Here is a 24,994-nt window from a genome sequence, read left to right as displayed (position 1 = left end):
TTTTGTCTTGCATATTCTTTATTTGTTGATTTGATTATAGGATAATTTAGATATGAATAGGTAGCCTATTTATTCCTAATCATTGCACAATCCTGCAAAAGAAATTATAATTTTTTTATGAGGAGATATTATTATGGGAAAAAGGATTTACAATATAAAAAATTATAAATTATGTAATCAGCAAAGGCGTCTCGCCTCTCTAGTTGAGAAATTTACTTATAGAGATGGATTTCAATCAACTGATATACCATCATTGGATTTAATACGTGCCTCTAATATTTCAGAACCACTGCATTCGATTTACATCCCATCCATATGCGTAATTGTACAAGGTGCGAAAACTGTAATTCTAGGAAAAGAAAGTTATAGATATGATGCAAACTCTTATTTAGTTGCATCTGTTAATTTACCTATTATAGGCAAAATAATTGAAGCTACTCCTGACCAGCCATATTTATGTGTCAGGCTTAGTTTTAATTCAGATCAAATTTTTGATATCATTAAAGAATCAAAGCAAGATTTTGAAGAAAAGCCTGGCTTGGAAAGAGGATTAACTGTAACAAAAGGTAATTCATTACTTCTTGATGCTTTGCTAAGGCTTGTAAGCCTTTTAGAAACTCCAGAGGAAATTCCAGTTCTTGCTCCTCTATTTATTAGAGAAATACTTTATAGAGTTTTACAAGATAAACATGGATACATATTGAAGCAATTTGCTATGATAGGTAGCCATGCACGGGCTATCTCAAAAGCTATTAACTTGATTAATAATAATTTTGAGAAACCCCTGCGTATTGATGAATTAGCAAAGGAAATTAATATGAGTTCGTCATCGTTGCACCATTGCTTTAAGAAGGTTACTGCAATGAGTCCGTTACAATATCAAAAGCAGATTAGATTACAAGAGGCAAGGAGACTGCTGCTTTCAGAGGTGCTAGAAGCAGCGGAGGCGGGTTATAAAGTTGGTTATGAAAGTCCATCTCAATTTAGTCGTGAGTATGCACGAATGTTTGGATTACCACCTATAAGTGATATAAAACGGCTTAAGGACTCCATTTATATCAATTTTTAAGAGTGGTAAATTAATAATATAAATGGAGAGAGAGAGGTATAGTAAAAAGCTTGATTTTTTACTTATGATACGGTGAATCATATCACAAATAAATTATGATAAGTAAGTTTAAGCAAAAATAACTTTTTTATTAAAAATGGTAGCCATCTAAATTGCAAAAAAGGGCTACTATTTTTTTTTTCGCTTAAAATCATGATGATATATTGTCTTATGATGATAGAATTAAAGGTATAATATTAGCATTTTTTATAGCTTGGATAGAAATAATATAAATTTTTAAATAGATATTGGGATTATAAGGGGTGTATCCAACTTGCATAGAGATATTGGAAGTTATCATTTAATAGATTTATGTTTATTATAAAAGTACTTATATTAAGGCACAAAAAAATAAAAATTTTATTCATTGATAGAATTAGGATTATCCTATCCGTAATAGTAAGTGTAAGGCATTGTCAGAAAGGGGGATTTTGCTATGGATAAAGAAATTTATTTATTAATAAAAAAAAGAAGTGAAAAAGGCATGGAGTTACTTATTAATGAATATGCACCATTAATAAAAGCTATAGTAAAAAAACATTTATACAATTTTCCACAGTATCATGAGGAATGCATCAATGATGTATACCTTAAGATATGGAATAATATCACAAGCTTTGATAAAGAAAAGAATATTTTAAAAAATTGGATAGCCGCAATAGCAAAGTACAGAGCTATAGATTATAAGAGAAAATATTTAAAAACTCTTGAGCATATGGATATATCTGAACTAGATATAGAAAGTGACTTCACAATAGAAAAAGAGGCTTTAAAGAACGAATTAGAATATGAAACAGAGGAAATCTTAAAATACCTTAGTTTATTTGATAAGCAGCTTTTTATTAAGCTTTTTGTGAAAGAAGAATCTGTAAAGGAAGTTAGTGAAGAGTTTAATATTAAACCCTCTGTGTTATATAACAGAATTTCTAGAGGAAAGAATAAGCTTAGAAGTATATTTTCTAAACCATAAGGAGGGATAAGCCATGAAAGATGAATATAGTTTATTAAATAATGTAGAAATAGATTTTTCACAGTATGTAATAGAAGAGGTTGATGAATTAGAAAAGAAGAAACTCATGAGACAATTTACAACGTCTAAAAAGAAAACATTGTTTTGGAATAAAAAGAAGGCCTTAGCAGCTATAGTAGCCTTGCTTTTGATTGTAAATTTAGGAATTCATGGAGATGAGGTTTTAGCAGGAGCAGCAAGCTTTAAAGATAGTATTAATAAATGGTTAGGAATTAATACTACTGGAGAAAACTATTCAACTGAGATAGGGAAAACTTTGGAGAGTAAAGATGTTAAGCTTACTTTAAATGAGTTTTTTACTGATAATTCAAGAATCATTATTAATTTTAATATTAATAAGAAAAAAAATGACCTTGTTGATATTAACCATAAATTAGTTCCAGACATTTATATTAACGGAAAAAAAATTGAGAGAAGTTCTGATTATGTTGGATATAGTATTGCAGGATATAAGGATTTTGTTGGATACGATAAGGTAGAAAATAATGAACTTGAGAAAGAAACTAATGTGATTCTTGAGGTAGAAATGATGGAATTACCATTAACTGATAAGGAAGATGTAAAGTTAGTATTTTCTTCTTTAGCTGAAGAATATGGTATTAGTTCTTCAGATTTTACTTATAGCTTTGTCTATGATTCTACGAATTATAAAAAAGATACTAAAGATGTCAAGGTAGATAAAAATATTATAATTGGTGATAATGAACTTTCTTTGGGCAATATTACTATTACACCAGATAAAGTGTTTATTTCTGGTGATTCAAAGGGTTTTAGTGCGCATGAAAATAATAAAGATGCAAATTACTATTATGATATTGTTGATGCAAATGGTGATTCAGTGCCTTTACGAGGAGAAATAGGAAATGGAGCATATCTTTATAGAGATTATGTACATGAGTTACCCGAAAAGCATTTTAATATAAATTCCATAAAAATTATTCCGTATACTTTTAACAAAATAAATACAAATACCACATCTGTTTCAGAAGATGGTAGAACAAAATATATAATTGAAGATAAGATTATTACAGCTAATTTAAAATAAAGTATAAATAAGAAAGGTAATTAAAATATAATTCTAAATAGGGTGTCTGAAAAGCAGATATTCTATTTTTATAAAAGCGTTATTACTTGCTAATGATACCATGAATCATATCGCAAATAAATGACGATAAGTAAGTTTAAGCAAAAATAACTGTTTTTTTATTAAAAATGGTAGCTATCCAAATTGCAAATTGGGGCTACTATTTTTTTGAAATTTTTTATATAAGAATCACAATCAATATTAATAGTGACATTAAAATAACCCAACTTGAAGTAGAAGCATAAAACTTATTATTTTGTTTCAAGAAGAAAATTCACAATAAATGCTGCAAATACAATACCGCTCTTTAGGTAATCTGCCAATAATAGTATTATATTAAAAAATATACTATATCATTTATTGACATATATATCATTTAATGATATAGTTTATTTAATGATATATCGTTAAATGATATAGAGGAGGTGTATGAGAGCTGGCTAGAAATAATTCTTTAGATATGGGCGAACTTACGGATGCGTATTACTATATTTTATTATCTTTAATAAGGCCTAAGCATGGTTATTTAATTATGAAATCAGTTGAGGAAATGTCAGAAGGGGAGTTCTCAATAGGTCCTGCATCATTATATACTAGCATAAAAAAACTTCTTGATGCAGAATTTATAGAACTTACGCAAGAATCAGAAAAGAAAAAAGTTTATGTAATAACTGATAAAGGGATTGAATCTTTAAAAAATGAGCTTGAAAGAAAGCGTAAAATGGTTAAAATTGCTGAGAATGCATTTAATGATAGGGAGATGTTATAATAGATGTTTGGTACAAAATATATTATGAGTAAGGGATTATCATTTGCTGAGTACGAGGAAATGCAGATGCTATCTGAATATGCTAGTAGAGGATGGAAATTAGAGAAATTTGCATTTATGGGATATAAATTAAAAAAAGCTGAGCCGGAAAAACTGCAATATGCTTTAGATTATAGAATAAATCTAGATGAAGAATATTTTTCGTATTTTAGTGAAGCAGGATGGACTAATGTGTGTTCGATAGGAAATATAATTCATATATTTAGTGCTCCTGAAGGAACAAAAAAAATTTATACTGATAAGGATACTGAAATAGAAAAGCATATAAGCATGTATCAATCACTAAAAAAAGTGGCAATACCATTTTCTATTTGTTCTATTATACTTTTTATTTTAATGGCTTTTATTAAAAATAGCAATTTGCCTGATATATATAATACAGTGCTTTTCATTATTTTTATACCAATAATAGCAGTTTCTGTTTTTACAACAATACCATGCTTAAGTCATTATAGCCAAATAAGCAAACTTCAAAAAATGTCTGATTTAGATAAGAGACATAAAATAAGTAGATTTTTAGCACTAATTTTAATAATAGATATAGTTCAAATAATTCTAATGGTTTTAAAAGTTATAAGTATGCCTACGGGAATATATCTAATTGTTTTTAATATTATTTTGTTACTGTCTGTATATAGACGAAAATTCATAAAATAGAAGTAAGAGACTTATATATTTTAATAATTGCTTGATGTAGATACTTCTATACTTTTAACTTATTAATAATATTGGTATGCAGAGATTTTAGTATTTTATACTGATACGATGAATTTATATCATAAATATGATTTATAGCTTTAGGCATTTATATATTGTCTAAGGCTATTTTTATAAGTGAAAGTAAGGTGTCATAAGTGATGTTGTATTTACAAAATATGTTATAATTTGAAGAAGTGAGAGATATTTTAAATATAAAATAAATATGAAAATAATGCTTGGAGAAGCTTATATTTTTTATTATTAATGTTGTTATTGAAAGTTAACATTTCAGTAATATTTTTTAAATGAAGGTAAACTTTTATCAAAACGAAATCTTTAGTTTATGTAAAAAGTGTTTGGGAGAGTGGGCTTAAGATGATAATTAAAAAACTTTTGATAAATAAAAGTATTGAATACATTTTGCAGCATATAGATGAGGAGATTTCTATTGAAGATGTTGCTAATTACTGTGATTTTTCAAAATATCATTTTAGTAGAATGTTTAAAGCAGAAACAGGAATAAGTGTATATTCTTTTATCAAACGTATAAAAATAGATCAAAGTGCAGTAAGTCTTAAGGTTGAAAAAGACAAAACTATTACTGATATTGGAATTAATTATGGATACAGTTCTTCCAATTATAGTTCAGCCTTTAGTAAGCAATATAGTATTTGTCCAGTAGAATTTAGAAAATCTATGAATTCAGCAGGCGTTATTAATCCATTTTGTCCTAGTGAATATAATGCTTTTAAGTCTTTTGAGAATTATGATCAGAACATTAGTATAGAAAATTTGACTGATCTTAACGTGATTTATGAAAGATATATTGGAGATTATAGTGAGATAGGCGTTAATTGGTATAGTTTTATGGAACGGTATAAAGCTTATATTAAACCAGATACGCTTTTGATTGAAAAATCTTATAATGATCCATCTATTACTCAGTTAGACAAATGTATATATGATTTATGTATCACTGTCGATGAAGATGTACAGTCAGAAAATCTTACAACAATAAAAGGTGGTAAATTTGCAGTTTATAGATTTAGTGGATATATATATGATATTTTTATAACATTTCTGGGAATCTTTAATGTTTGGCTTCCACGTAGTGGGTATAGAAGAGACGAAAAATATGCATTAGGGATTTACCATAGTATTGATAGAAAAAATAGTCATGTTACTATGGATTTATGTGTTGCTATTAAATAGAGCAAGAATTCAGAAGTAGAAAAGTAAGGTTTCCCTTATTATAAAAATAGTGATAAGGCGCATTAAAAAATAATTATGAAATTTTAGTATTGTTATTTTCTTTTATGTGATTAAAGTTATCGCTAGATAAAGTCAAGAAAAGGGGAATTTTATGTTTGATATAAGGAAAATCCAAGAGAATGTTATTTATGAAGCTGTTAAGGGTCAAAGCAATGAGGATATTGCAAGAGAAGTTGTATATGGAAAAGAGGGAAGTGGTAAATTAGAAAGAAACGCCATATGGGTGAATTCTACAATGAAGAGATTGGAAAGCAAATTTGACAAGGCGACTATTAAGATGATCAGAATGAAGTGCCAGTGTGGATATGGAATGGATAAGAAGTTAGAACTTGTGAAAGAGCTAATGGAACTATCATCAAGTTTAGAAGAATTCGGAAATTTACAAAAAGCAAAAGATATAGGGCTATTTTATGAGAATGGAGAACTTTATTTACAGTTTAATTTTTGTCCATGCCCAATGCTTGCGGATGTAGATAGGTTAGGGTCTGATACATGGTGTCAATGTACTACTGGGTATAGTAAAGTATTATTCGAAGAAGCCTTTAAGTGTGAAGTTGATGTTGAGCTACTGAAAAGTATAAAAATGGGTAATAAAAGATGCCTCATGAAGATAATTCCGAAAGGGGTTATATAGTAATAGAGAGGTAATATCATAAATAAATGAGTTCTGGGTAAGAAGTGATATAGTGAATAAAAATATTTGACTTTATACAATCTTGGGTATATCATGAATTATAACCAATATTGGATAAAGAGGTGAGAAACATAATTAAGGTATTAATTTTATATTATTTAAGCATAAAATCTACTCATGGATATGAAATCCAAAAGTTCATCCAAACAAACCATATGGATAAGTGGACAAAGATTCAATCGGGATCAATATATTATGCATTAAATAAGCTTGAAAAAGATGGATTGATTGTTTTAAAAGAAGAAATTGGTTCTGGATCAAAAGCTAGAAAAATTTATAAAATAACTGATAAGGGCAGAGATGAATTAAAAGAACTTGTAAAAAATGAAATAACTAATGAATTGTACCCAAGCGGTTCTGATAAATTTATTATTTATCCATTGTTAAATACACTTGATAAACAAAGTATGATTTCTCTTATACATAGCCATATCGATGGGTTAAGAGATAAGATAACATATTTAAAAAAGTGGCAGAAGATAAAAGTCAATAAGCAAAGTCTTGCGGTTGAAAAAATTTCATTCGAAATAATGATTTCAAATCTTGAATACCAAATAAAATGGCATGAAGCATTTATTGATGAGATTGATGAATGCATTGTTACAAGTAATGAAATCTCAAGCCTTATTTCAAATTTTGATTTTTCTAATGCTGAAGAAATGGAAGCTTCAACAAATGATTCAATAGAAAGTCTAAAACAGGAAATCTTAAAGAATCCGGAAAATGCGTCAGAAAAATTAGAAGAGTTAATTAAAAAATTAAGCAAATAATAATATGTCCTATCTAAAAAAGATAGGACATATTATTAAATTTTATATCCAATGTTGGATAGTGTGTGGAGGAATAAAATGAGAATAGTTATATTAATGGGAAGTCCAAGAAAGCAGGACAGTTTAAATGTATGTAAGGAAATTGAATTGAGGTTAGGAACTAAGAACATGACTTATGATTATATTTTCTTAAAGGATTATGAAATCCAAGATTGTAGAGGTTGTGGGTTATGTTTTAAGAAGAGTGAAAAACTTTGTCCTTGCAGGGATGATTTAGATATAATAAGAAAAAAGCTCTTAGAGGCTGATGGAATTATTATTGCTACACCTGTTTATGCATATCAAGTTCCATCACCATTAAAAAGAATTATTGATAGAATGGCATTTTTATTCCATCGTCAAGAATTAGTGGGAAAGCCTACATTGATTGTTATTACCAGTGATGGAGGTGGCCATAAGCAGGTTGGTAAATATATGAAGATGACTATTAGTGGTTGGGCATGTAATTTAATTGGAATAATAAGTATTATTTAGCCTATGTATTTTGAAAATAGAAAGGATAATTTTGCTTTAGTTTACAATGAAGGTTATCATAAAAAGACATATTTAAAAATTGAGAAACTTACGAATAAATTTAGACAAGCTATTGAAAGTCAAGTTAGAAAAGCTCCATCTTATTATGATATATTTATGTTTAATTGTTTACGAACTAAGACTTTTACCTCTAGGGCTGATTATGATTATTGGAATGACAAGAATTGGTTAAATTCATATTATTTTTACGATGTAAAGATAAATCCTTTAAAAAAATTATTTGGAGTTATACTAAGATTAATTATTGATTTGGTAGGGAAAAAGTTGAAAAGTAAAATGTCATATTAAAGGGCATTTGGTATAAATAAAGGATAAAAAGAGATATGTATGACAGAACTCTTGGAAGAGAGCTTTTAACTATTTAAAGTTCTTACTAAGAATACTATTTAATTTAGCACATAATCCAGTTTTCCATATAAAAATTATACTTAATGTTTAACATGATTAAATATATAAAAATGGATAGATATATTGAGATCTATCCATTTTCTATATTTTGGTATCCTACCTATAAATAGATATTAATCTAGTTGATTTAGATACTTACGAAAGAGTTTTTCATTTTCCTGTAAAATACCAAAAAAATCATCATCTATTTTCTCAACAACAGGAAGAGCGAGTTTTACTATTTCTTGTCCTTTGGGTAATAGTATAATTGCATTTGCTCTACTATCTTTCGGATTTACAGTTTTTCTTATAAATTCCTTCTTTTCTAATCCCTTAACGATTTGGGATACTGACATGACATCCATATCTGCCATCTTAGAAATACTTACTTGAGTCACATTATCATCAGATTGACTGAGAAAGTTTAAGGTGGTAAGCACTACAAATTGAGGATGAGTAATCCCTAATTTACGTAACTCTTGATTTATAATGGAATGCCATTTATTATATACGCGAATAAAAAGAAGTCCGGTTGATGATTCTGCATCATCTTTAAAACGATTTGATGGAAATTCCAATTTATCTTTCAGCCTCCTTTTTGATTATCATAGTAGATTTAGGGACATCAGAAAATACATTGCAAAGAAAATTTACATCATCTTCCGATGGGTTTTCTTTATCTAATCTCACAGTATGTTGAATAAAAGTTTTACCATCTTTTTGCAAAATATCATGTCCGAAATATATTCCTCCAACACCAGGGACATCAGTTCTATCCCAATAAGAACAATTAGGAACGATATTAGTAAGAGTAAAAGACATCTCTGGCATTCCCTCTAGTTTCATTGTTCCAGTAGTTCCTGTTTTTAATTCTCCATTAAATTTAATGCTTTCTAAATCTTCTTCCCAAATATGTCTTTTTTCAAGATCAGCATAATAAGACCAAATAAGTTCATTAGGTGCATTTACTTCTAATTTGAATGTTAACTCCATTTTAAGCTCTCCTTTAATATATATATTTATTATAAGTACACTTATTATATATATTTATAATATTCATTCCTTATTTTGTCAAGTTATATGAAGGAATTAATTTTATATTCTAATTATGAAATTCAGAAAATACATTTATGACAATATATCCTAAAAAAGTGCAGTGGCTCAATCTAAGATTAAATTATAAATTGGTATTGAACAAGATAGTGTAATAAATTCCTTATGATTTTAGTTCATATTTAGAGTATTTATTTAAGGGGCACATTGAAGTGTATTAGAATTTTTGCTATTTTAAATTTTAATAATTTTATATTTTATATTGGATTTTTCAGCATAATTTTTAAATAATAATAGACTAATAAAGTACTTTAATAAATTTAATATATAACTTTAAGCGTTAAAAATATAAATATATACAACAATATACAAATAATAACATGGTAACTGTTGACATATATGAAATTAAATTGTAAAATTGTCTCAGTTAGCTAACAAATAATGCCACTCAAGTGGTAAAAATAAGAAAAAGGGGTGATGTATGTAGAAAAAATAGAAATAAGTAGAAACAATTTAAATTTGAAGGGAGAGAAAGAAGAATAATGGAGAACTCAAAGTTTGATCCCAAAGACGTTGACAAAGAAGAGAAGGATGCTTTAGAAAAATACTTTGGACAAGGCATCTATCTTTATATTGATGGACAAAAGTACATTGATTGTGCATCAGGCACTTTTAATTTAGCCCTCGGCTATTCAGCAGAAGAAGTTGTTGAAGCTGTAAGAAGGCAGTTGAGGAGATGTAGCCATCTTTCATCAGCCTTTACCAAAGAAAAATCAAGAGAGATCTTCGAATCATTAAGAGAATTTTTACCAGAACAAATTAATGATTTTTGGTTTAGAGATATAATTGGCTCCACAGCGAATGAATGTGCTATTAGAATTGCTCAGAAGGCAACAGGAAAATCAGATGTTATATCTTTATTTCTTTCACATCATGGACAAAGTGTCTTAACAACAGCAGTTTCAGGTAATGCTTTTCGCAGAAAAAATTTTGCATTATCTCAGCCAAATACTTTAAAAATACCAGCTCCTGATTGTTTTAATTGCTTTTATTCACAATCAAAAGAAAATTGTGGATTTCTATGTGCAAGAAGAATGGAAGATTTTATAGAGTATGCCTCAAATGGTCAGGTAGCTGCACTTATTATAGAGCCTATCTTGGGTAACGGAGGGAATATAGTTCCAGATTCCGGATACTTTAAAAAGATAAGAGAAATTTGTGATAAACATGGTATTCTAATCATAGCAGACGAAGTTCAAACTGGATTTGGAAGAACTGGAACGTTCTTTGCTACAAATGGTTTTGCTAAAGATTTAAGACCTGACATAATAACATTTGCAAAAGGTGCGGGTGGAATTGGGATACCTGTTGCCGGTGTTTTAATGAGAAAGGAACTTAATGTTTTAGAATCATGGGAACATTCAACAACATCGGGAGCAAACCCATTAGCACTTGTAGCAATGGAAGCAACAATTAAGTATATTAAAAATCATAATATTTTAGATAATGTTAATAAACAATCAAAACTATTAAAAGAGGGACTTGAAAATCTTGCAAGGAAGTATCCATTTATTTTTAATGTTAAAGGTAGAGGGTTGATGTTTGCATTTGATTTTGCAAATAGGAAAAGTGTAGATCTATTTATGGAAATTGCAAAACAACAAGGGTTAATTGTTAGAGCAAGTCGCTATAGCTTTGGCTTATCAATAAAGGTTAGACCACCATTAATAGTAAATGAATATGAAATATATGAAATTTTAGATAGACTTGAATCTTCATTAATTCAGTTTAGTAAGGAGAGAGAAAAATGCGTGCTTTAAAATATAATGGTACATGGGATGTTTCGCTTGAAGAAGTAGAAGATCTTCATGTTATTAATCCAAATGATGTTATCGTCGACATAAAATATTGTGGAATATGTGGCACTGATGTTGGTATTATTTCAGGAACTTATCCCGTGGCAGTAAAAGGGGTCACACTAGGACATGAATCAACTGGTATTATAGCAGAAGTAGGATCAGATGTAAAAAATGTAGAGGTAGGCGACAGAGTAGTAATAAATCCAACTTATTATTGTGGGAAATGTCGTATGTGCCAAACTTTAAGGATAAATCATTGTGAAAATAAATTTGGTACAGAAAGTGGCGTGAGCTATGATGGTACTTATGCAGATCGTTATCGTACTACATCAAATTTTGTATATAAAATTCCAGATGATGTATCTATGAAAGCTGTAACTTTAACAGAACCATTAAGCTGCGTAATTACAGGAGCACGTAAAATTCAGCCTTCATCCATGAATTTAAATACCTATGTTTTTGGTGCTGGAACAATGGGGATTTTATATACATGGGCTTTGTACTTAAAGGGGTTGACTCCAGTAGTTATTGAAACATCCTTAAATAGACTGAATTATGCAAGCGGTTGCGTTCCTGAAGGAGTAAAAATATATAGTTCACTTGAAGACGCGAGAATAAACTATTTTAATGATGCAAAGGCACCATTAGATATTGTGGTAGATACTACATCTGGATTATTAGAAAAATTATATCCTGAAATGTCTTGTGACGGAATCTATATGAGTATTGGATTAAAAGATAAGTATGCAAATATAAATGTTAGGGAATTAGCCGATAAGAGTTTATCGATAATCGGGTCAATTGATTCTTTACATGGTTCATTTTTAGAGGCTTTCCATCTTATTACAAAAAATATCATTCCAGCTGAAAAGTTAGTAAGTCATGTAATTCCATTGGAAAATTATAAAAAAGCATTTTCAATTTTAGGTTGCGATATTGATTCGAAATCCATGGTCCAAGCTAAAGAACAGAATGCAAAAGTTATAATAGAGTGCTAACAGGGAAAAGTTGATATGATAAAAGGTGTAATATTTGATATAGATGGAATAATTGTTGATAGTGAACCATTGCATATGGAAGCTTTGATTGAATCAATAAAAAAAGAGGTATGTGATAGCATTGAGGTTAAAGAAGATGAGCTAATTGGATTAACTCTTGATGAGACTATTAAAAAATTTGGAATAGAAGATAGAAAACATCAAGAAATAAAGAATGCTACTGTAAAATGCTATATGGAGAAATTAAGTGCAAAGCTGATTAGGAAAGATATGAAAAAATTATGGATGTCACTAATAAAGAAAGATATAAAATTTGGCTGTGTGTCTACCGCAGAGATGAAAATATGCCAGGCCAATGTTAACCTATTAGGAATAAGTGATAAAAAAAAGGTGCCTATTGTTGCTTTAGAAAGCGTAGAAAAATCTAAACCACATCCGTTGCCATATCTTACAATGCTTAATATGCTTAATTTAAGTGCAGACGAAGTTATAGTATTAGAAGATTCTGATATAGGTATAAGTGCTGCTGTTTCAGCAGGAATTAGAAATGTTTATGCTTGGCCTCATAAACTTTCAACCTACCAGAAATATAATCAGGCTAAGAAAGTCATTGCTGATTTACATGATGTAGAGTTTTTTAATAACATAATGAATTAAAAGTTTTGAGATAAGTAATCTTTTTAGATTCTTTATAGTAATAGATATTGATACAACGTATTAGGATTATATGAAAATTATAAAAAATAAGATAGAGAGGAAATAGTAAGAATGTTTACAGCATTATTAATCATTGTATACTTATCATTTATAAGCTTAGGATTACCAGATTCTGTATTAGGGTCAGCATGGCCGCTTATGTATAATGATCTATCAGTTTCACTTTCTTCAGCAGGAGTCATTTCAATGATTGTTTCTGCGGCGACTATAATATCTAGTTTATTTAGTAGTAAAATTATTAAACGCTTTGATACTGGTAAGATTACACTTGTAAGTGTTGGAATGACAGCTGTAGCATTAATGGGATTTTCAATATGCCCGTCAATGTTATGGATATGTGTTATGGCTATACCTCTTGGACTTGGAGCTGGCTCTGTGGATGCAGCACTTAACAATTTTGTAGCTTTACATTGTAAGGCAAAGCACATGAGCTGGCTTCATTGTTTCTGGGGAATTGGTGCTACTACAGGACCTATAATTATGTCAATTTCCATTGCTAATAATTACGGATGGAGAAAAGGATACTTTGCAATTTCTATACTTCAATTCTTTTTAGTATTTATACTGTTTTTTACGCTTCCATTGTGGAAAAAGGTTGAAGGAACAAATTCATCTAGTGAAATACAGGAAGGTAGGGAAGAAAAAGAGGAACATAACAATACTTCTGTACTAAAATTACCAGGCGTAAAATTTTCACTGCTGACATTTCTTTGTTATTGTGGGGTTGAGGCTAGCACAGGCCTTTGGGGAAGCAGTTACTTGGTTAATTATAGAGGAGTAGATGCTGCACAGGCAGCAGGTGCTATTTCATTATTTTATGCAGGGATTACTTTAGGAAGATTTCTATCAGGATTTTTAACAATGAAATTCAATAATTTATTACTAATAAGATCTGGACAAATTCTTTGCTTTATAGGGGCAGTTTTGCTGCTATTACCACTTCCTATTTATCTTTCAATAGCAGCATTGATTTTAATTGGATTTGGATATGCCCCTATTTATCCATCAATGATGCATGAAACTCCGAGGCGTTTTGGAAAAGCTGCATCTCAGGCCATTATGGGGTTGCAGATAGCGTTTGCCTATATTGGAACTACATTTATGCCTCCGCTATTGGGGTTTACAGCTTCAAAAACTAGTATAGTGATTTATCCATATTTTTTGATAGCATATATTTTGATAATGCTAATAAGCTCTGAAAAAACTAATATGTATGTCAAAGTTAACGAAAATAATTATGTAGTATAATTATTTGTTATAAAGTTACATTAAGGTACAATCAAAAAAATAATAGACTAGTATGCTTGCATATTTTGCATCATGGTTAGTTGTTAAATTTTCCCAATAAGTCAACTATGAGCAGAATTTGCTTATTGGTCTGGTACGAAATATGCCTCACATATTCAATCTATTATTTTATTTGATGTGCTAAAATATATTAAGAAATATTACTGAGGGAGTTGATATATTAATTATGGAAAAGTTATATTCTTTAATAAATGAAAAAGTGAAAGAAAATTCAAAGGTGTTAATTGGTATTAGCGGTATAAGTTTAAGTGGAAAAACTGCTTTTGCTAATAAACTAAAAGAAAGATACCAAAGCCAATATAAGGTTTATACAATTTCTTTAGAGGAGAATCAAGATGTATTAAAAGAATCTCTTAGTAATATTAATCCATCTAAGTATTACTATGAAAATGCTTATGATTTTTCTTCAATAAAAAATGAAATTGAAAATGCATATAAAAGTAATGATATAGTTATAGTTGAGGGAGCATTAATATTTAAGAATACTGTAGATATTAATTTTGATATAAAAGTATGGTTAGATTGTACTTTTACATCATCGATAGAAAGAAGTGATGAAGATAAAAAAGATCTTTATGGAGATTATTTCATGTGGCTTCAAAGACAGCATTTTTCAATAGATAACCCTAAGGCAAAGGCAGATATAATAATAAAAAATGATAAAATATTAGAAAAAGAGTCAGAGGTTTTTGTTGATTTAGTAAATGATCCTTCGTCAGCAGATAAGATGAAGTGGTTATATGAACCTAAAGTGTGGAAAGTGGGAGAAAGTGGAATTTACGTAGAAACTGATAAGGTGACTGATTTTTGGCAAAGAACTCACTATGGTTTTAGAAATGATAATGCTCATATGTTTTATATAGAAATCGAAAAGGACTTTACTATGACAACAAAGGTTAAGTTTAATCCAATAAATCAATTTGACCAATGTGGATTAGTAGTAAGAGTGGACGAGGATAATTGGCTGAAGACTTCTATAGAATATGAACTAGATAATCCTCCAAAACTAGGTGCTGTTGTAACTAATTTGGGATATTCGGATTGGTCTACACAAGAGTTAGATAAACAAGTTGACGAAGCTGAATTTAGAATTAGCAGACAAGGAAACGACTATAAAATAGAGGTTAATGTTCTAAATAAAGGTTGGAGGCAACTTAGAATTTGTCATCTACACAGTTCAAAGAAAAATGTTAAATGTGGGATATATTGCTGCAGTCCTATTGATAGTGGTTATAATGTTTTATTCACAGAATTGAAGATAAAAGAGGAGTTTTTTTAATATATAGAAAAATGGTTGACTTTATAATGGACACAAATATGACTATCCTAGAGTATGCTATAAATACTGAATAGCTAGGAAACAGCCTAAAACATGGTATGATGCGTTTTAGGCTGTTTTTTTATTGCAAATTATTTTTAGTTGCTCATTCATTTTAGCTTGTTAGAGTTTAATACAAAAATGCGTTAAGTTAATAAATATCTTCAGAATGAATAAATCCATTTTGAATTTTAGATGTTAGTGCTGAAGTTATTTCAGAAGTTATTTCATCAAATTCTATTTGTTCAAGAACACCAAAAAGTCCAAATACAATAAAGGATACGCTACTCTTATTTACAAGTCTTGATTTTTCATTATTTTGAGTTTTTTCTAAAAGTTTTTTTATTATAAGTTGTTTTGTCTTATACATAGAAAAAGAGTGCCTTGGTGAATTGAAAAATGGTACATAAAGATCCCTATTTTCTCTAAATATATCTAATGTTTTTTCAATTATTTCCGGCATGTGATTTATTAATTCGGTAAAGTTATAAGGTTCTATAACTTTAATGGTTTTATCGACAGCATCATTCATAAAACTATCTGCACAATCGTAAATATCTCTGTAATGTAAATAAAATGTGCTCTTATTAATGTCTGCTTCTTGGCATAATTCTTTTATAGTAATATCTTTTATATCTTTATTTGATATTAATTTAGCAAAAGCAGTTTGAACAGCTTGTTGTGTTTTTCTTTTACGCCTATCTGTCATTTGTAATTCCCCCCCATTTAATAGACAAATTTATCAATTTAGTTTATTAACAGACTTATCCATTAATATTGATTATTGAATAAGAATCCACATATTTCTATAATAGACTTGTGTCTATATAAAGGATAATTCATAAAAAATATAATGTCAATATATGTATTAATTCTAATTAAGTTAACAATAAATATACAACTTATGAAGTTTATAATTTAGAAAATAAAGTTTTCTAAATTATATTTTAGGAGGAATTTTATGAAAGTAAAAAATGTAGCATTAGTAGTATTTTCAATGGTTGTAGCTAATATATTTACAGGATGCACGCCAGTATCTACATTAACTGGAGACAAGCTAGTAAAGCAGACTCAGAGTAATTTAATAGTGCAGTCAAATGTTGACATGACAGATGTTAATGTAAATACATTAATTCCTGGAAAAGTTAAAGAAATCAAAGTTAAGGAAGGTGATAATGTAAAAAAAGGAGATGTTCTGCTTATAGTTGATAGTGATACATTGGCAGCTCAACAAGCTCAAGTACAAGCTCAAATTGAAACAGCAAAATCTCAGCTAAATGCTGCGCAGGCAGCTAGGGATGCTGCAAGTGCAAAGCTTGAGTTAGCTCAAAATGGTGCAAGACCAGAAGAAATTGATCAAGCTAAGTCTGCTTATGATCTTGCGAAGATAACTGTAGATAGACTAAAAGTTTTATATGATCAAGGTTCAATTCCTAAATCGGATTTTGATAATGCTCAAACTCAAATGCAGGTAGCAAAAGATAAGTATGATATAGCACAAAGTGGTGCAAGACCAGAAGATATAAAGGCGGCTCAGGCACAGGTAGATCAGGCAAATGCATCAGTTGAAGCAGTTGAAGGCCAAATAAAACAGGCAGAAGCAGCACTTCAAGGAGTTAATGTAAATCTTAATTATGCTACAGTTACTGCACCAGAAGATGGGACAATAACACAAGTAAATGTTGAAGCAGGAGAAGTTATATCAACAGGAATGCAGCTTATTGTAGTTACTAAGACCGATGAACCATCAATATTGTGTAATGTTAGGGAAACAGATTTATCTAAAGTAGACTTAGAACAAGAAGTTTCTGTAAAGATTCCAGCATATAAAGATGAAGAATTTAAGGGGAAAGTAGTTAGAATTAATAAAGATGCTGATTTTGCAGTTAAAAGAGCAACAAATGATAATGGTGAATTTGATGTACTATCTTATGGCGTTAAAGTTGAATTGACTGATAACGATAAGCCACTCCGTTCTGGAATGACTGCTTTTGTTGATTTTGGAAAGTGATGTGAGAATAGGTATGAAGGAAATAGTATCGAAGATTAAAGAAAGATTTATAAAGTCTAAAGAAATTATAGTTTCTGTTATGTTACTTTTGATAATACCAGCTATTTCTAGTTATGCTTTAGGTTATACATATAGTGAACATGTAGTAAAAAATGTTCCTACAATGATAGTTGATCATGATGATTCTACTTTAAGTAAAAATTTTATTACTCAAATAAATACAAACGAAGTATTTAATGTAGTTAATTATAGTGAGAATGATAATGATATTAAAAATTTAATGGATGAAGGGAAAGTCGTGGTTGGCATTATCATTCCTGCAAATTTTGCTAAAGACTTAAACGATGGGAAAGCACCTAAAATCATGATTTGCTATGATGGCTCGCAGATGTCAGCAGTAAGTGCAGGTAAGACTAGAATAGCTGAAATCTTAGGGACTATTAAAGTTAGTTATTTAATGAAGATTGGGGAAGGTAAGCTTGGGATAATGCCTCAGGAAGTTAAAAATAATATTATTCCCATACAAACTGATTCTATATTTTTAGGGAATTCAGCAAGAAGCACAGCTAATTTTTTGCTTCAAGGAATGTTAATTGGAATTGCCCAGATAGGAATTATTTCACTTGGTGCATTAGTAGTAAAGGAAAAGGAGAACTATTTTTTCTTGTTAATTAAAAGTATCATTTTTGGATTAATAGGTTCAATTTCAATTTTTCTATTGATGTTTATACAATATAAATATTTTCAAATGCCTTATAGAGGATCAGTTAAAGCTGCAATTGCATTAACTATAACTTTTAGTATTACTATGATAAATTTAGGGATTTTATTTAGATTAATTATAAGAAATAAACTGGAAGCAGTGAGTAGTTCTAGCCTTATGGCTTCATCTTTTGTTTTACTGTCAGGGTATACATTTCCACTAATGGCTGCACCTGAGGTGTTTAAAAAATTATCTAAAATCATTCCTTTCTTATATTATGGGATTCCAATGAGAGACTTATCTCTTTTAGGATTAAATTTTAATGATGTGGTGCCTAATCTATATTATTTGATAAAATATATGATTTTCACATGGATTATTATGTTAGTTATACTGCTAATAAAAAGTATTTCAAAGAAAAGAACTAATATTAAAGAGAAAATTTTAAATAAAGTTATTAGAAGGAGGAAAAAAGATGAGGTTTCTGAAGTTTCTAGCTAGAGATAAAAAAAGTATTATTTCACTTAGTTTACTTCACATTAGTATAGTAATTTTTGTGGCTTGTATTTTCAGTAAAGTCTATATTGAAAATATTCCTTTCGGGATAGTAGATATGGATAACTCATCTTTATCCAGAACTATAATAGAAGAACTTAAAAAGAGTCCAGGTGTGAATATTAGTTATTATGCAGATTCACAAGAGGAATTACAACAGGCAATTAAGGAGAAAAAGGTTAGTGGGGGAATGGTGATTCCTAAAGATTTTGACAAAGATGTTGTCAAAAAGAAATCTCCTAGTGTTGCATTATTAATAGATGAAACAAATGTTGTTGTTGGAAGCAATTTATATGCATATTGTAATGGAGTCACAGGAACTATAAATGCTGGAATTCAACTTAAAGTATTCGAAGGGAAAAATATGATGCCATATAATGCAAAGAAAGCTATTACGACTTTTTCATATAGTGAGCGTGTTCTTTATGAACCACAGCTTAGCTATATAAGATACCTGATGTATTCTCTTGTACCATATCTGCTACAGGGAACTTTTCTCATGACATTTTTAGTGCCTGCATTAATAAAAAATAGAGAAAAGCTAACTTCAATAAATTTTAAATCAAAAGATACTGTAAAAAACATACTTATTCTTTTAACAAGAGTTTTAATGATTATTTTTATATCAGTATTTTCAAGCTTAATTGCATTATGCATTTTAGGAAAATATTTTGATTTGCCTCTTCGTGGAAATATCTTAGAATACTTGACGTTGACTTCAATATTCCTCATTGATCTTACAGCTATTGGAGTTTTATTTGCAGCGTTATTTAATAATTTAATATATTTTACTCAATTTTTTACCATGATAAATATAGTAACCTTTTTAGCTAGTGGAATTCCATTCCCAGAGTATGCAATGCCTAGCGGACTTCCTAGAATAATTAAAAATATTTGGCCATTTATGAATGTAGCACTTCCATTAAAATTCATAAACTTAAAAGCAGTTGGATGGGATGTTATATTACCATATGTAAAAAGTGGAATAATGTATGCAGTAGAATGGTTTTTAATAGGAATTGTATTATATTCTGCTAGAATTTTACTGAGTAAATATAGAAATAAGAAGGTATCAAAGGAAGAAGACGAAAAAATATTGATAGAAACTTATGCGGTGCAGGTAGATTAAATGGAATTAAGAATCTATTAATTGAAAATATTTAATACAAGGGGGAAGAATAAATGAAGAAGAATATAAAAAAGATAGTTGCTATTGGAATTGGATTAAGTATAGTAAGCGGAAGTATAAATCCAGTCTTAGCAATAGAGAATCAAAAAAATAATGAAATAGTAAGTGCCCAAATAATAAATGATGAAAGTAATTCAATAATAAATGGACAATCATCTAACGGTAAACCAATTCTTACTTTAGATCAGGTTATAAATGCAGCTATAACTAATAGTGAAGATTTAAATTTAAAGTCTCAGCAAATTTCTATGTACAGAAAGAAAGAGGATATTCAGGATAAAACTAATGACTTTTATGAGAGTCTTGGTGAAAAAATATATGATTTTCCATATGACAAGCTTGAGCTTCTAGAAAAACAAACAAACCAGTCGAAAGATTTTTTACAAGATCAAATATCGAGTGACATCACTAATAAGTATAATGCAATTATTATAAAGCAAATAGATATAAGCCAAGCAAAGACAAATTTAGATATAAAAAATAAAGACTTAGAAACTATTAAAACAAAAGTGCAAATAGGCATGGCAACCTCAAATCAATTAACGGATAAGCAGATTGAAATTAATTCTTTAAAAAATGATATAACTGCAAAAGAAAATTCATTAAAGGACAGCATGGATTATTTAGGAGTTTTAACTAATTTGAATTTATCAAATTATACCGTAGATCCCAATATAGAATATAATTTATTTAAAATTGATGGTTCAAGTGATGAATATATAAATGATAAAATTGAAACTTATTTAAAATATAATCAGAAATTAATTAATCTTACAAACGATTATTTAGATGACTTAAAGGATGATGGCGTAAAAGATATTATGAATAAAGATATTCCAAGCATGCCGTCTGGTGGAATCCCATCTCCAGCTTCATATATGAAAAAAGATGATGCTACAGGAGCAGTTGAATTAGACGAAGGTGCGTATTCTATTGGACTTAGCTCTTATGCTCTTCAACTTATAAATTATGAAAAAAATGCATTGAAATATTATATGGATCTTAGTAAGTATGGAGCATATGTAGATGGTAAGTATGGAGTGGAGGAAGCACAAGTTAAGCTTGATGATTCAAAAAAGAGTTTAAAAAATGGATTAAAGCAAGCTTATTCAACGTTGCTTGATTTGGAAAATAAAATAAATGACTTAAATGATACAATAAAGTCAACTAACACAAAACTTAAATATGCAAAGACACAAGTAGATGTAGGACTGATGACAGAAAACAATTATAATGCATTAGTTCTAAAAAGTGAGCAGTTAGATTCATCACTAAGAACGCTCATTAATGCTTATAATAATTTAAAGACCACTATTCAGGAGCCTTGGGTGCTAGGGGCTAATTAGTTATTGAAATATTGCTTTTAGTGATTATTCAAAGAGAATATTAAATTGAAATACTATGTATTTTATTACACATACAAGGTACCCTATAAAGATAGACTTTTATTAAATTGTTTATCTTTATAGGGTATTTTTAATTGGTTAACAGTTAATTTCATTCAGTAAGTTTCCAGTAGATTCCCTAAACTTAGGTGAAGTACGAACATGGATTGTTCTAAATGGAATGGATGGATTATCTATTCTTGAAAGTAACAAATCTGCGGCAATATCTCCCATCTCATAACTTGGAATACTAACGGTAGTGAGGTGAGGTTCAATTATTTTTGATTCCATTGAATCATCAAATCCACATATTAAAATATTATCAGGTACAGAAATACTTTTATGTTTTAGAGCTCTTATGACATTAATTGCAATAAAATCGTTTGCGCATACAAGAACTTGAGGAAGAACTGAAAGGTCCATTATCTTGTTTTCAAGCCATTCAGGATCATCATAAGGTTCTTTGTCATTTTCGATAATAGAATTATTAATATCAAATGAGAGTTTTGAATCTAATATAGCAGAGCAATAACCCTTCCAACGTTCGTAAAAACTCTCACAATGATATATATCTCCTACAAACCCTATATTTGTTTTATTATTATTAATTAGGGTTTTAATAATATTATAAGTACTATGGAAATTTTCCATTAAAAGAATATCAGCATTTACAGGTTTACTGTTGTGGGTACTAGGTGAATCGATAAATAGTGTAGGAATGTCTAATCCACATATAAGCTCACTATAATTTTTATCAAACATTTCTATGCATATTATGCCATCAACCAACTCAGGTTTAAAGTTCGATGGTAAGCTTGAGGAATTTAATTCATTATCACGAACAACATACATAGATAATCTATAGCCAAGAGTGCTCATCTTTTCTTCAAAACCTGATAAAAGATGAGATCCAAAATGGGAACTGTTTGGCATACTGCTTGTTAATAGTGCAATTTCTTTATTTAAAGATGAATTGGGAGAAATGGATGATACATTGTTTACATATGCAAATTGTTTGTAACCCATTTCAATTGCCTTTTGAATAATTTTAGATTTTGTAGCGTCTGCTAATGTTCCAGTATTATTTAAAGCTTTAGAAACTGTATTCCTTGAAATCCCCAATTCATCGGCTATATCTTGAACCGTTATTTTCTTATTTAGCATTATTAAAGGCTCCTTTCTTTGTCATATAAAATCTATATCAATATTTTAAGTATTGTTATTGACATTAGTATAACAAATGAAGTGACAAATGTAAAATAAAATAATTATATATACATAAATGCTAGCAAATAAAAAGAGATATAATATATTTTGTGTGCAAATGTAAAAATATAATGATGATAAAATGTAATATTTATATTGACAAATGTAATGGGAATCTGGTAATATCTATTTATAAATTAAAGATAAGGTTTACAAAAAAGATTTAACAAGCAGAGTGGATTTGTAAAGGTAAATTGAGTTTTTGTTACAAATGTAAAAAACTAAATAATAAAATGAAAGGGGAAATAAGTTTGAATGGGGTAAAAAGTACAAGATTTAATTTTAACAGATTAGATGGTGGAGATCCTATTATTAATAAAAAGAACTCTAAAATATATAGTAAGTTAAAGTATATCAAAAAGAATTATCAATTATATCTGTTCTTCACGCTACCGCCACTAATACTGTTAATTATTTTTAAGTATATTCCTATGGGAGGAGTACTAATTGCATTTGAAGATTATAGTGCTATTTCGGGAGTTTTCCATAGTCAGTGGGTAGGATTAAAACATTTTGAAAGATTTTTATCTTCCCCAGATTTTATGACTTTGTTAATGAATACTTTAAAGGTAAGTTTGTATGGAATATTGTGGGGATTCCCGTTACCGATTATACTTGCTTTACTTTTAACAAGAATAAAGAGTGAGGGAATTAAGAAAAAGATTCAATTAATTTTGTATGCTCCTAATTTTATTTCTGTAATAGTAATTTCAGGTATGATTATCGTTTTCTTATCACCGATTGGGCCAGTTAATCAATTTTTTGGAACTGCTACAAACTTTATGGCAATGCCTAGTGCATTTCGGACTATATATGTAGCTAGTTCAGTTTGGCAGGCAACTGGTTGGGCATCAATTATTTATACAGCAGCTCTTTCAAATGCAAGTCAAGAATTAACAGAAGCAGCTGTTATAGATGGAGCGAATATTTTTCAACAAATTTTGAATGTTGATTTACCAGCAATTAAGCCAATTATGGTTATTCAATTTATTTTATCAGCAGGAAATATTATGAGCGTAGGTTTTGAAAAAGCATTAGCTTTGCAAACAGATTTGAATTTACCAACTTCAGAAATTTTACCAACTTATGTTTATAAAATGGGTCTTCTAAATGGAGATTATAGTTTTTCAACAGCCGTAGGTTTGTTTAATTCAGTTATTAATATAGTTTTATTAATAGTTGTGAATTCAATTGTTAAAAAATTAAACGAGGGAGAAGGAATATAAGATGAATATGAAAATGAAAATGAAAAAATTCAAAAAATTATCATTTTCTGATAAATCTATTACAATAAGTGGTTATGTAGGAGTAATACTTTTTGTATTAGCTATTATTATACCACTTATATATATAGTTGTTGCTTCTTTTATGGATCCCAATACATTAAACAATCAAGGAATAACATTTGATTTTAGTAAATGGTCAATAGAAGGATATACAAGAGTATTTAAAGACGATATGCTTTTAAGAGGATTTTTGAATTCCGTATTCTATTCTACTGCTTATGCGGTAATTTCAGTTGGAGCCACACTTTTAGCTGCATACCCATTATCTAGACCAGATTTTGTGGGGAAAAAAATTATTACTACTTTATATATTATTACTATGTTTTTTGGCGGAGGGTTGATGCCAACATATCTTTTGGTTGACAATCTAAAGCTTCTTAACACAGTGTGGGCGATTTTACTTCCAGGTGCAATTAATGTATGGAATATTATACTGGCAAGAACTTATTTTCAAAGCTTACCAAAAGAGTTAAGAGAAGCATCTGCTATAGATGGTGCAAGTGATATTACACATTTCTTTAAAATAATGATTCCAGTATGTAAACCAATTATTGCAGTATTACTTTTATATCAATTTGTAGCTCAATGGAATAGTTACTTTGATGCTATGATTTATTTAGATGATACTAAATTGCAACCTCTGCAATTAGTAATTAGATCAATCTTAATTCAAAATACACCAAGACCTGGTATGATTGCAGATGTTCAAAGTGCAGCAGCAATGGCTAAAATGGCACAATTGCTAAAATACTCCACTATTGTTGTTTCAAGTTTACCTTTACTAGTTATGTATCCATTTTTCCAAAAGTATTTTGATAAGGGAATAATGGCAGGATCAGTGAAGGGATAAAAAAATATATATAGAAAAAGGATGGGGAA

The 24,994-nt window shown here is 29.2% G+C and carries 25 protein-coding genes; 21 read left to right on the top strand and 4 right to left on the bottom strand.

Annotated features, from left to right (window positions below; translation table 11 throughout):
* Positions 1-133 precede the first annotated feature (133 nt).
* From T483_RS0111570 to T483_RS32140, 10 genes are all read left to right on the top strand, one after another.
* Positions 134-1,069: an AraC family transcriptional regulator gene (locus T483_RS0111570; protein ID WP_026886997.1), complete on the top strand. Its 936-nt coding sequence runs from the start codon at positions 134-136 to the stop codon at positions 1,067-1,069.
* Between the two features lie 475 nt (positions 1,070-1,544).
* Positions 1,545-2,078: a sigma-70 family RNA polymerase sigma factor gene (locus T483_RS0111565; RefSeq protein ID WP_026886996.1), complete on the top strand. Its 534-nt coding sequence runs from the start codon at positions 1,545-1,547 to the stop codon at positions 2,076-2,078.
* 13 nt (positions 2,079-2,091) lie between these two features.
* A complete protein-coding gene (locus T483_RS0111560) occupies positions 2,092-3,183 on the top strand; it encodes a DUF4179 domain-containing protein (protein ID WP_026886995.1) in 1,092 nt (363 codons plus the stop codon).
* A 475-nt stretch (positions 3,184-3,658) separates the two neighbouring features.
* Positions 3,659-3,991 (top strand): PadR family transcriptional regulator, encoded by a 333-nt coding sequence (locus T483_RS0111555; protein WP_026886994.1) that lies wholly within the window; start codon positions 3,659-3,661, stop codon positions 3,989-3,991.
* A 3-nt stretch (positions 3,992-3,994) separates the two neighbouring features.
* Positions 3,995-4,708 carry a DUF2812 domain-containing protein gene (locus tag T483_RS0111550; protein WP_026886993.1) on the top strand — a complete coding sequence of 238 codons (714 nt, stop codon included), beginning with the start codon at positions 3,995-3,997 and terminating at the stop codon, positions 4,706-4,708.
* Between the two features lie 417 nt (positions 4,709-5,125).
* Complete coding sequence (locus T483_RS0111545) at positions 5,126-5,962, top strand: AraC family transcriptional regulator (protein ID WP_026886992.1); 837 nt, start codon at positions 5,126-5,128, stop codon at positions 5,960-5,962.
* Positions 5,963-6,113: 151 nt separating this feature from the next.
* The gene (locus T483_RS0111540) at positions 6,114-6,656 is read left to right on the top strand and encodes a DUF6144 family protein (RefSeq protein WP_026886991.1); all 543 of its coding nucleotides are present in this window, start codon (positions 6,114-6,116) and stop codon (positions 6,654-6,656) included.
* 122 nt (positions 6,657-6,778) lie between these two features.
* A complete protein-coding gene (locus T483_RS0111535; protein ID WP_051560357.1) occupies positions 6,779-7,486 on the top strand; it encodes a PadR family transcriptional regulator in 708 nt (235 codons plus the stop codon).
* A 78-nt stretch (positions 7,487-7,564) separates the two neighbouring features.
* Positions 7,565-8,020, top strand: coding sequence for a flavodoxin family protein (locus T483_RS32145; RefSeq protein ID WP_242841847.1), 456 nt, complete (start codon positions 7,565-7,567; stop codon positions 8,018-8,020).
* A 3-nt stretch (positions 8,021-8,023) separates the two neighbouring features.
* Positions 8,024-8,368, top strand: coding sequence for a hypothetical protein (locus T483_RS32140; protein ID WP_242841846.1), 345 nt, complete (start codon positions 8,024-8,026; stop codon positions 8,366-8,368).
* A 233-nt stretch (positions 8,369-8,601) separates the two neighbouring features.
* Here T483_RS32140 and T483_RS0111525 read toward each other — a convergent pair whose 3' ends face one another.
* A complete protein-coding gene (locus T483_RS0111525; protein ID WP_026886989.1) occupies positions 8,602-9,045 on the bottom strand; it encodes a MarR family winged helix-turn-helix transcriptional regulator in 444 nt (147 codons plus the stop codon).
* A gap of 1 nt (position 9,046) precedes the next feature.
* Complete coding sequence (locus tag T483_RS0111520; protein ID WP_026886988.1) at positions 9,047-9,460, bottom strand: polyketide cyclase; 414 nt, start codon at positions 9,458-9,460, stop codon at positions 9,047-9,049.
* Between the two features lie 602 nt (positions 9,461-10,062).
* Between T483_RS0111520 and T483_RS0111515 the strand changes: the two genes are divergently transcribed.
* The 5 genes from T483_RS0111515 to T483_RS30130 all read left to right on the top strand — a co-directional run bounded on the left by T483_RS0111515 (position 10,063) and on the right by T483_RS30130 (position 15,681).
* The gene (locus T483_RS0111515; protein WP_026886987.1) at positions 10,063-11,340 is read left to right on the top strand and encodes an aspartate aminotransferase family protein; all 1,278 of its coding nucleotides are present in this window, start codon (positions 10,063-10,065) and stop codon (positions 11,338-11,340) included.
* Positions 11,328-12,377 carry a zinc-dependent alcohol dehydrogenase gene (locus T483_RS0111510; RefSeq protein ID WP_026886986.1) on the top strand — a complete coding sequence of 350 codons (1,050 nt, stop codon included), beginning with the start codon at positions 11,328-11,330 and terminating at the stop codon, positions 12,375-12,377. Before T483_RS0111515 ends, T483_RS0111510 begins: the two co-directional genes overlap by 13 nt.
* 15 nt (positions 12,378-12,392) lie before the next feature.
* A complete protein-coding gene (locus T483_RS0111505; RefSeq protein WP_026886985.1) occupies positions 12,393-13,034 on the top strand; it encodes an HAD family hydrolase in 642 nt (213 codons plus the stop codon).
* 111 nt (positions 13,035-13,145) lie between these two features.
* Positions 13,146-14,342 carry an MFS transporter gene (locus tag T483_RS0111500; RefSeq protein ID WP_026886984.1) on the top strand — a complete coding sequence of 399 codons (1,197 nt, stop codon included), beginning with the start codon at positions 13,146-13,148 and terminating at the stop codon, positions 14,340-14,342.
* Between the two features lie 226 nt (positions 14,343-14,568).
* Positions 14,569-15,681 (top strand): DUF1349 domain-containing protein, encoded by a 1,113-nt coding sequence (locus T483_RS30130; RefSeq protein WP_051560355.1) that lies wholly within the window; start codon positions 14,569-14,571, stop codon positions 15,679-15,681.
* A 190-nt stretch (positions 15,682-15,871) separates the two neighbouring features.
* Here the strand turns inward: T483_RS30130 and T483_RS0111490 are convergent, their stop codons facing one another.
* The gene (locus T483_RS0111490) at positions 15,872-16,429 is read right to left on the bottom strand and encodes a TetR/AcrR family transcriptional regulator (protein WP_026886982.1); all 558 of its coding nucleotides are present in this window, start codon (positions 16,427-16,429) and stop codon (positions 15,872-15,874) included.
* A gap of 252 nt (positions 16,430-16,681) precedes the next feature.
* Here T483_RS0111490 and T483_RS0111485 point away from each other — a divergent pair, with 252 nt between their 5' ends.
* From T483_RS0111485 to T483_RS0111470, 4 genes are read left to right on the top strand one after another with little or no spacing between them, the layout of a single operon-like run.
* On the top strand, positions 16,682-17,731 hold the full coding sequence (locus T483_RS0111485) for an HlyD family secretion protein (RefSeq protein ID WP_026886981.1): 1,050 nt from the start codon (positions 16,682-16,684) through the stop codon (positions 17,729-17,731).
* A gap of 13 nt (positions 17,732-17,744) precedes the next feature.
* Complete coding sequence (locus tag T483_RS0111480; protein ID WP_196244868.1) at positions 17,745-18,935, top strand: ABC transporter permease; 1,191 nt, start codon at positions 17,745-17,747, stop codon at positions 18,933-18,935.
* Entirely contained in the window at positions 18,910-20,118 is a 1,209-nt protein-coding gene (locus T483_RS0111475; RefSeq protein ID WP_026886979.1) for an ABC transporter permease, read from the top strand. Before T483_RS0111480 ends, T483_RS0111475 begins: the two co-directional genes overlap by 26 nt.
* A gap of 53 nt (positions 20,119-20,171) precedes the next feature.
* Positions 20,172-21,524 carry a TolC family protein gene (locus T483_RS0111470; RefSeq protein ID WP_026886978.1) on the top strand — a complete coding sequence of 451 codons (1,353 nt, stop codon included), beginning with the start codon at positions 20,172-20,174 and terminating at the stop codon, positions 21,522-21,524.
* A 138-nt stretch (positions 21,525-21,662) separates the two neighbouring features.
* Here T483_RS0111470 and T483_RS0111465 read toward each other — a convergent pair whose 3' ends face one another.
* Entirely contained in the window at positions 21,663-22,727 is a 1,065-nt protein-coding gene (locus T483_RS0111465) for a LacI family DNA-binding transcriptional regulator (protein ID WP_026886977.1), read from the bottom strand.
* A 353-nt stretch (positions 22,728-23,080) separates the two neighbouring features.
* Here T483_RS0111465 and T483_RS0111460 point away from each other — a divergent pair, with 353 nt between their 5' ends.
* Both T483_RS0111460 and T483_RS0111455 read left to right on the top strand, forming a co-directional pair.
* Positions 23,081-24,055, top strand: coding sequence for an ABC transporter permease (locus T483_RS0111460; RefSeq protein WP_431603150.1), 975 nt, complete (start codon positions 23,081-23,083; stop codon positions 24,053-24,055).
* 13 nt (positions 24,056-24,068) lie between these two features.
* Positions 24,069-24,965, top strand: a complete 897-nt coding sequence (locus T483_RS0111455) for a carbohydrate ABC transporter permease (protein ID WP_031276350.1) — start codon at positions 24,069-24,071, stop codon at positions 24,963-24,965.
* The last annotated feature ends 29 nt before the right edge of the window (positions 24,966-24,994 follow it).

The organism is Clostridium beijerinckii HUN142 (genome assembly GCF_000621745.1).
Lineage (GTDB): Bacteria > Bacillota > Clostridia > Clostridiales > Clostridiaceae > Clostridium > Clostridium beijerinckii_A.
This window is presented reverse-complemented; position numbering and strand designations above follow the sequence as displayed.